Annotated in this window: 9 protein-coding genes; all 9 read right to left on the reverse strand. The window is 67.5% G+C overall.

All coding sequences use genetic code 11. From position 1 onward, the window contains the following. The coding region (locus A5680_RS24270; protein WP_156675219.1) for an ABC transporter substrate-binding protein at positions 1-1068 on the reverse strand (1068 nt) is incomplete at its 3' end. A 50-nt stretch (positions 1069-1118) separates the two neighbouring features. Next, entirely contained in the window at positions 1119-1859 is a 741-nt protein-coding gene (locus A5680_RS24275) for a GntR family transcriptional regulator (protein WP_067824087.1), read from the reverse strand. Then, positions 1793-2125 (reverse strand): hypothetical protein, encoded by a 333-nt coding sequence (locus A5680_RS26130; RefSeq protein WP_197499842.1) that lies wholly within the window; start codon positions 2123-2125, stop codon positions 1793-1795. Before A5680_RS26130 ends, A5680_RS24275 begins: the two co-directional genes overlap by 67 nt. A gap of 15 nt (positions 2126-2140) precedes the next feature. Next, on the reverse strand, positions 2141-3061 hold the full coding sequence (locus A5680_RS24280) for an alpha/beta fold hydrolase (RefSeq protein WP_156675220.1): 921 nt from the start codon (positions 3059-3061) through the stop codon (positions 2141-2143). Between the two features lie 17 nt (positions 3062-3078). Next, on the reverse strand, positions 3079-4287 hold the full coding sequence (locus A5680_RS24285) for a DUF1214 domain-containing protein (RefSeq protein WP_067824090.1): 1209 nt from the start codon (positions 4285-4287) through the stop codon (positions 3079-3081). A 2-nt stretch (positions 4288-4289) separates the two neighbouring features. Beyond that, positions 4290-5093, reverse strand: coding sequence for a sugar phosphate isomerase/epimerase (locus A5680_RS24290; protein WP_067824093.1), 804 nt, complete (start codon positions 5091-5093; stop codon positions 4290-4292). A 1-nt stretch (position 5094) separates the two neighbouring features. Next, positions 5095-6264, reverse strand: coding sequence for a sulfotransferase (locus tag A5680_RS24295; protein WP_067824102.1), 1170 nt, complete (start codon positions 6262-6264; stop codon positions 5095-5097). After that, entirely contained in the window at positions 6261-7388 is a 1128-nt protein-coding gene (locus A5680_RS24300; protein ID WP_067824096.1) for an LLM class flavin-dependent oxidoreductase, read from the reverse strand. The genes A5680_RS24295 and A5680_RS24300 overlap by 4 nt, the downstream gene beginning before the upstream one ends. 193 nt (positions 7389-7581) lie before the next feature. Beyond that, positions 7582-8679, reverse strand: a complete 1098-nt coding sequence (locus tag A5680_RS24305; RefSeq protein ID WP_055399549.1) for an inositol-3-phosphate synthase — start codon at positions 8677-8679, stop codon at positions 7582-7584. Positions 8680-8751 lie beyond the last annotated feature (72 nt).

An 8751-nucleotide genomic window follows, 5' to 3' on the forward strand; every position in this document is an offset into this window, starting at 1 on the left:
CAACTGCGCCAGCGTGGATTTCGGCGCTGCCGGGGCCGAGGTGCGGTGCTGCGCGGCGGCGATCGCCGCGAAATCGGGCAGGTTCGGGGCGGGCGCCGCCTTCGACCCGGGCTTCCACCCGGGCGGCAGCGTGCGCGGCACCCAATCGCAGTACAGCTTGGACCAAGTGCCGTCGGCGATCACCGCGTCCAGCCCGGCGTTGAGCGCGTCGGTCAGCGGCTGGTTTTCCTTGGCGACCGCGTATGCCACGAAATTGCCTGGGCTGAAAGTGTTTGCGACGGTCACCGCCGCGTCGCCCGGCCGGATCAGGCTCGCGGCGAGGGTTCCGGGTGCCACCCATGCGTCGATCTGGCGGGTCTTCAGGCTGGCGTACAGGGTGGCGAAGCCGGGGTATTTGACCGGCTGCAGGTGCAAGGTGTCGACGACGTAGGACTCCTCGACGGTGCCCTGGACCACGCCGATGCGCTGGCCGGCGGCGAGATCGGTGAAGTTGTGGATCGGCGAGCCGGGCGGCACCACCAGCGAGTAGAAGCCGAAGTCGTAGCCGTTGGTGAACGCGACGGTGCGGCGACGCTGGTCGGTGGCCTTGACCGACGCCGAGCCGACGTCGAAGCGCCGGGATGCCACTTGCGCTAGGAGCGCGGAAAAGTCGGTGCTGACGAAGCGCAGTTGCAGGTGCAGCTTGTCGGCGATCGCGCGCAGCAGCAAGTTGTCGAAGCCGGTGAACTCGCCGGTGGAATTGATGCAGATGTTGGGCGGGGCGTCCGACAGCGTGCCAACCGTCAGCACTCCCGGTGTGCCGAGGCCCAGCGCGCCTACGTCCACCGAGCTGAGCGGTTCGACCGACGGTGTGGTGTCGTCGTCTTCCTCCGGCGTGGGCTGGCTCGCGGTCAGATCCTTGGGCAGGACGCGCGCGCTGTCCAAGCCGGCCGGGGCGCATTGATTCCAGTCAGCCGTCGCGGGCGCGGCCAACCCGCCTAATGCCGTGCCGCACACCAGCACGATGGTCGCGGCGAGTCCGAAGAACCTTCCGCGGCGCCGATGGTGCCGATCCACGCGCGCATTCATCACTGCCACCGTAACGACCGGCGGATGGCTTCGTCGGGTGAGCGTGCGCCCTAGATCGCCAGCGAGGCCTCGACGCCGACGGGGTCGGCGTCGGCGACCAGTTCGAGGGGTGCGGGAACGACGGGGGAGACGTCGTCGGGCGGGGTGAACACCCTGCGCCGGGACAGTTCGGCCAGCATCGTCTGGGCCGCCAAGTAGGAGCGGCCGACGCACGCGGCCCGGGCGGCCTCGGGATCGCGCCGATTGATCGCGGCGGTCTCGTCCTCGTAGAACGGCAGCATTTCCTCGCGGCCGCCCTGGTAGGTAAGCCAGAACACCCGGGGGATGAGGTTCTGCGACGCGCGGATCGTGGCGTGCAACCGCGGCCCGGCGTATTCGTCGTTGATGGTGCGCCGGTATTCCGCCGCGACGTCGCAGAACGCCCGGGAATCCTTCGCCGCGCGCATCGTTCGCATCAGGGCGTCCAGTTGCCCGAGGATGCGCGGGGTGGGACTGGTTGCCGCACGCGCGGACGCGATGCCGTTGAGCAGACCGTCGAGCTCGTGATGCTCGAGCACGGTGGCTTCGTTGAACCGCTCGACGAATGCGCCGCGGTGATAGCGGGTCGACACAATGCCGTCGTGTTCGAGTTGAACCAACGCCTCTTGAATCGGAACGCGGCTCACCCCGAGCCCCAGTGCGATTTCATTGCGGTCGACGCGGTCGCCGGTGCGCAGCTTCCCCGTCAGCAAGAGGTGAAGGATGTGCGCAACAACCAGGTCTTTTTCTTTGACCCCGTATTTTTTTGGCATTCGTTGTTGAGTCTCTTTTCAAACCCGGTGCGGCCATCTAGCGCGAGAAGTTTCTCACGAGTGGGCTCGTATTTTCCGGTGTTTGACGGATAAATGGTCTCACCGGCCGTCGCGCCACCGCCACAACGCTTGTCTCGCCCCCGCCGCCTCCCGCCGAGTGTGCGGCCAGCCGCACATTCGCGCTCGCGCATCGCCCGCAGCAGCGCGACCGCGCTTGCGGGACACGCCGACGGCGTTGCCGATCCGCGCGTGTCGGCGCGGGTCATACGACCACCGTAGGCTCACCGCCCGTCGAGCACTCCGCGCAGCAGGTCGATCAGGGCCAGGGGCTGGTCGCTTTGCACGGAGTGCCCGGAGTTCTCGACGACGTGCGCCGTGCGGAAATGCTTTGTGCGGCGGCTTAATTCGGCTGCGTCGTCGTCGCTGACGAATCCCGAGTTGCCGCCGCGGATGAGGGTGATGGGTGCCGACAGCCGGTCCACGTCCTCCCACAGGACGTCGAAGTCGGGGAACTGGCGGATGGCGTCGTAGCGCCAGGTCCAGTTTCCGTTGTCCAGCCGGCGCGAGTTGTGAAAGACACCGCGGCGCAGCGCCTTCACCTCCCGGTGCGGCGCGGCGGCGATCGTCAGGTCCAGCATCGCCTGGAAGCTGGGGAATTCGCGCTCCCCGTGCATCAATGCCACCGTGCCCTGCTGCTCCTTCGTCATCTCCGAGTGCCGTTGCAGCGCCGACGGGGTGACGTCGATCAGGACGAGTTCGTTCACCAGTTCGGGCGCCACGGCGGCGAGCCGGATCGCCGTCAACCCGCCCAGCGACATGCCCACCACCAGATCGGCGCTGGGCGCGTGCTCGCGTAGGGCCGGCAGCAGCGCGTCGGCGTTCAGCTGAGGCGAGTAGTCACCGTCCTCGCGCCATGCCGAATGGCCGTGCCCGGGCAGGTCCACCGCCAGTGCGGGCTGGCCGAGCCCGACGACGACGGTGTCCCAGGTGTGCGCATTCTGCCCACCGCCGTGCAGGAAGACGATCCGCGGGGGAGCGGAGCCCCAGCGCAGCGCGCTGATCTTGCTCGCATCCGCGCCCGCCTCGACGCGTTGCACGGCGGGCAGCGGACCGGTGACGCCGGCCTGCTCGGCGTTCTCGGACAGCAGCGAGAATTCCGAGAGCCCGTCCAGTTCGTCTTCGGAGATTTCGGTCACGACCATGAATCTAGCCGCGCCGTCTAGAGGGGGTAACGACGGCGGATGCCGTGGAACCGCTCCCACATCGCCGCCGCGCGCTCGGCCGAAGTCACCAGCGTGGTGTCCGCGGGCAGCGCGGTGAGGACGTCGTCATGCTTGACGACGCGGGTGTTCAGCACGGCGGGTTCGCCCTCGAGCATGTGCCGGTAGGTCAGGTTGCCGCACCGAAAGCCCTGGGTGTCCAGCCAGTTGTGCACGCCGGGATCACGGTGCGCCATGACCAGTCGCACGCGGCCGTCAGCGTCGACGGCCGTGCGGCTCGGCGTGTAGCTGACCGGCCGGTACAGGTAGTCCATGCTGTTGAAGAAGACGCCCATGTTGGTGAGCATCCACAGCCCGGCGTGGTCGTCGAATTCGACGATCAGCACCTCGTCGTCGGCGAGTTCCCAGTACATGTTGGCCGCGGCCCGGCCGCGCTTGTTGTCGGCGTCGGTCGCGTCGACGCGCGGGAAGGCGTTGGGGTGCTCGGCGTCGACGCCGCCGTAGGTGAACGGAAACTCGGGCCAGTCGGCCATCAGACCGGTGATGAAATCGCCGGCCCAGCGCATCGCCTCGACCATCTGCTCGGCAGAGGGCAACGGCTTGGGGGAGTCCATGTCGATTCGCTCGATGCGCAGCTGCGCCGGCAGCTCGTCCCAGCGGTCGAACCCCTGACGGATGAACAGCTTGCGCGACCGGTCGGTGGTGGGCAGCCAGTTCGGCCCGCGCTCGGGGCCGCCGATGTAGAGCTCGAATTCACCGGTGTCGTCGATGCGGAGTTGATGGCCGAGCAGGTTGGCTTCCGGTGTGTCCCCGAAGGGTTCGTGCAGCACCCCCGGGCCGGGCCTGCGTGACCCCTGGACCGTGACGTTGAAGAACCGCGCGGTGCCGCGGGTGCCGGTGAGCCGGTAGGTCGACTGCCCGTCGATCCACGCCTGCTGATAGGTGAAGTCGGCGCAATCACCGCCGAGCTTGCGGGTGGGGCCGCAGAAGGTGTGCAGGGCCGGGTAGCGGGTGTCGCGCGTTTCGAGCCCCAAATCGAAGGCCTGGCCCAGGTTTTGGGTGAGGAACCGGTACGCGTCGACCCGATGCACGTCGGACGGCGGGTTGGCCTGCTTGAAGACCTGCTCGCCCGCCTGCCGCAGTCGCGCACAGAATTCGGCCCAGGCCGACTGCAGCTCCGCGTCGTCCGGACCGTCGCCGAAGGCCATGGTCACGCACCCAGTCTGTCGAGCATCGCGCTGACTACATCACATGCGCGCCGGGCGGCTTCCAGGTGCCCCTCACCGTCGATGCGGGGACCGATGAGTTCCAGGTCGAACCCGTGTGCGTAGCCGCCGGCGAGCGCCTGGGTGACGAACCGTTCGATCGGAATCACGCCGTCACCGGGAACCGCCCGGCCCGGCAGCGCCCGATCGCCCAGCACGTAGTCGCTCAATTGGATGAGCGACGTTCGGGGCAACGCCCGCTGCACCATCGCCTCGAAATCGCCTTCGGCCCAACAGTGAAACAAATCGAGGCAAACGCTCAGGCCGCCCATCTCCGCCAGCGTGACCGTGTCCCGGAGCGTATGGGCAATGTGGATGTCGGCGTACAGGCTGGAAGCATTCTCGATGGCCAGCGCCACCCCCGCGGTCTTGGCGTGCGCCACGCAGGGGGCGACCATTTCGCAGAATCGTTCGGCGGCCCGGTCCCAGGTGAGGTCACCGCGCCCGCCGGTGAGCAAGTACACGGTGCGCGCGCCGACGGCCGCGGCGGCGTCGATCACGGTTGACAGGCCCGCGCGGGCGGCATCCGGATCGCCGGCCAGCTTGCCCTCGGCGAACAGGTGATAGACCGCTTCCACGGCGTATCCGTTGCCCTGCAACGACAGTGCAAAGCGGGGATCGAGCAACTGGCTGTCCAGCACGCTCAGCCGGGAGACGCCGAGGGCCGCCCAATACGCTTCTAGTTCGGCGAGCGAGTCACCGTAGAAGGTGACGTTGTGCACCGACAGGCGCTTGTGCGTGCCCACCATGTCAGGCCCGGTTCTCGATAGCGACGCCGAATCGCTCTCGGAATGGCCGGAATTCCGCGTGCAGCGCGTCGACGTCTTCGCCGATGTCGGTCAGCAGTTGGGTGGAGTAGCGGAATTTTCCGTAGCGGTCGCCGCGGTTGTCGGACAGGTAGGCGCGCATTGCCGATTCGGCGTCGGAGGTCAACTCGCGACCGCAGAAGGCGTAGTAGCGCCGAATCGTGCCGATGTGGTCGGCGACGAAGTCGGCGTAGCGGACGTGCAGGATGCGCGGATCGTCGACGAAGGGGTTACTCATCGTGTTGGCGACGCCGGCGCGCGTCAGCTCCAAATGCATCTTCGTCAGGGCGCGCAGGTCAACCGATCCGACCATGCCGTCGGCGATGTCGGCCATCATCATGGTGCGCGACGCGGCGACCTGCACCGGGTCGCGGTGCAGCCACACCATCCGCGCGTCGGGGTAGGTGTCGAACAATTCCTTGAGCCGGAATCCGTGAAAGCCCTTCAGCACCCAGTACTTTCGCGGCCGGCGATATTGCAGCTGCTGCAGCATGGCCTTGTGCAGCCGGTATTGCGCCGCCGGGTCCGTGGCGAGGCCGCCCACCAGCGACTGCATCGGCACGCGCCACCAGGCGGTCGGTGTCATCACCCGGAAGTCGAACGCCCAGGTGCGCTCGTCTTCGGGCAGTCCGTCGCCGAGCATGTCGTTGTAGGGGTGGCTGCGCAGCCACTTGGGCATCTTGGCGTTGATCTCGCGCCAGTCCGCGTCGGCCCGTTGCCGACGGTCGTCGTCCGGGCGGGCCAGACCGGGCGGCGGCGAGGGATACATCACCTCCCAGAAGCGCAGCGCCCGCGCCCCCGGGTCCACGGACATCAGCGCGTGCATCAGCGTTGTCCCCGAACGCGGTTCGCCCGTGACGAACATCGGCCCCTCGATCACCTCGTCGGCGATCGGGTAGCGGTTGCGGTCTTCGATGAATTCCAGGCGGGATGTCAGCAGCCAATGACATACCTGCGCGGCCTGTCGGTTGCCATCGTCGTTCATACCGAGGCCGTTCAGGTGCTCGACGGCGACCGTAAAGCGTTGCGGCAACGTGGGATCGCCGTAGTCACGCAATCCGGTCTCGGCCTCCGCGGCGGCGAGCAGCTGGGCAGCGTCCAGGGGGGTGGTCACGAGGCGCCCCCGCACAGCCGCATCAGTTCGTCTTCGGCGGCGCGGACATTGGCCGCCGAAGCCTCGGCGTATTTCAGGCCGGCCATGGCGCCGTAGTCCAGGATCTTCGGCACGCGCAGTCCCGCGTCGACGTAGGTCTTCACGATCTTGGCGACCTCCGTCGGCGTCCCGTGCGGCACGGCGGCCAGCACCATGTCCGGCGTGGCTTTGTCGAGGAACGCGAGGATGCGCTCCCGCGTGAGCACCGCCGGGTCGATGTCCTGGAATCCTCGCCAGCTTTCGCCCATCGGGTGCTCAAACCCGAAGCCGCGCAACGTCTCCGCCGACACCTGCAACAGGAACGCCTTGACCAGGGGTGCTTGCAGGATGTCGGCGAGGGCGTCGGAGTCCTGGCCGAGCACGCACACCTGGATGAAGCACGGGGTGATCGCCATCGGGTCGCGGCCGGCGCGTTCCGCGGACCCCCTTACCGCTGCGAGCATTTCGGCGTAGTGCTCGGGTGTCCACGCGCCGGCCGGCCACCACCCGTCGGCGTGCCGGCCCGCGATGTCCAGCATGCGCGGACCGCTGGCGCCGATCCAGATCTGCGGCGGTTGGCCTTCGTAGGGTTCGGTGTCCAGCCGGGCGTGCCGCAGCGTGTAGAAGCGCCCGTCGAAATCGACCGGGCCGTCGCTCTCCCAGAGCAGCCGGATGACCGCCAGGGCTTCCTCGAAACGGCTGACCGGTGCGGAGAAGTCGAAGCCGTAGGGCAGGGTGTTCTCACTCTCGCCGCTGCCCAAGCCCAGGACGAAGCGGCCCTTGGCGAGGTGATCGATGGTCAGCGCCGTCTGGGCGAGCATGCTGGGGTGGCGGCGAACGGTGTCGACGACGGCGCTCACAATCGGAACGTGCTCGGTGAGGACCGCGGCAGCGGCGGCCACCGCCAGGCCGTCGAGGTGGCGGTGCGGCGACGGGGATGCGGTCGCCAGGTCGGTGAATTCGGGCGTCCAGATCGAGTCGGGCCAGAAGCTGACCATGTGGTCGGGCAGCCAGATCGAGTGGTACCGGCCGCCGTCCAACTCCTCGAGCCGGGACAGATCCAGCGGAAGCGTCGTGCGCAGGAAAGCGGCGGGTTGAACGGTCATCGAGAGATGATGCTAAGCACCCGCACAGCGCTGTGTCGCCGAAACGGCCGCGAGCGGCCGCAGCACCGAGCGTCACGCTGGTGTGGCGGCGGTCGCCGAGCGTCACGTTGGCGTGGCAAACAAGCCCGCCACCGAAACGAATCGTGCGGTGAGGTCGCTTCGGTGACCTCACCGCACGAAGTTGAAAAAGCGGTCAGCCCTCGATGATGAACTCTTCGAGCTGGGTGCGCGCGACGTCGTCGGGCAGCTGCTGCGGCGGGCTCTTCATCAGGTACGCCGACGCCGGGATCACCGGGCCGCCGATGCCGCGGTCCTTGGCGATCTTGGCGGCCCGCACCGCGTCGATGATCACGCCCGCCGAGTTGGGCGAGTCCCACACCTCGAGCTTGTACTCCAGGTTCAGCGGCACGTCACCGAAGGCGCGGCCTTCCAGCCGGACGTAGGCCCACTTGCGGTCGTCGAGCCAGCCGACGTGGTCGGACGGGCCGATGTGCACGTCCTTGGTCTTGAACTCGCGCTGCAGGTTGGAGGTGACGGCCTGCGTCTTGGAGATCTTCTTGGACTCCAGCCGCTCGCGCTCGAGCATGTTGAGGAAGTCCATGTTGCCACCGACGTTGAGCTGCATGGTGCGGTCCAGCTGCACGCCGCGGTCCTCGAACAGCTTGGCCATCACGCGGTGGGTGATGGTGGCGCCGACCTGGCTCTTGATGTCGTCACCCACGATCGGCACGCCGGCGTCGGCGAACTTCTTGGCCCACACGGGGTCCGAGGCGATGAACACCGGCAGCGCGTTGACGAACGCCACCCCGGCGTCGATGGCGCACTGCGCGTAGAACTTGTCGGCCTCTTCCGAGCCCACGGGCAGGTAGGACACCAGCACGTCGACCTCGGCGTCCTTGAGCGCCTTGACCACGTCGACCGGCTCGACGTCCGACAGCTCGATGGTGTCGGCGTAGTACTTACCGATGCCGTCCAGCGTCGGGCCGCGCTGCACCACCACGTTGGTGGGCGGCACGTCGGCGATCTTGATCGTGTTGTTCTCCGAGGCGAAGATCGCGTCCGAGAGGTCGAAGCCGACCTTCTTGGCGTCCACGTCGAAGGCGGCGACGAACTTGACGTCGCGCACGTGGTACTGGCCGAACTTGACATGCATCAGGCCGGGCACGGTGCTGTTCTCGTCGGCGTTCTGGTAGTACTCGACGCCCTGTACCAGCGAAGACGCGCAGTTACCGACGCCGACAATGGCGACTCGTACCTCCGTCGACGCGATTGGCGCGTTCTGGTCACTCATAGGGCGTTCTCCTAACTCCATAACTCTGTGTCGCAGCTGATGAATGTCGTGCAGGGTTTTACGTCTGCTCGG

The sequence above is a fragment of the Mycobacterium sp. E2989 genome (genome assembly GCF_001667595.1).
Lineage (GTDB): Bacteria > Actinomycetota > Actinomycetes > Mycobacteriales > Mycobacteriaceae > Mycobacterium.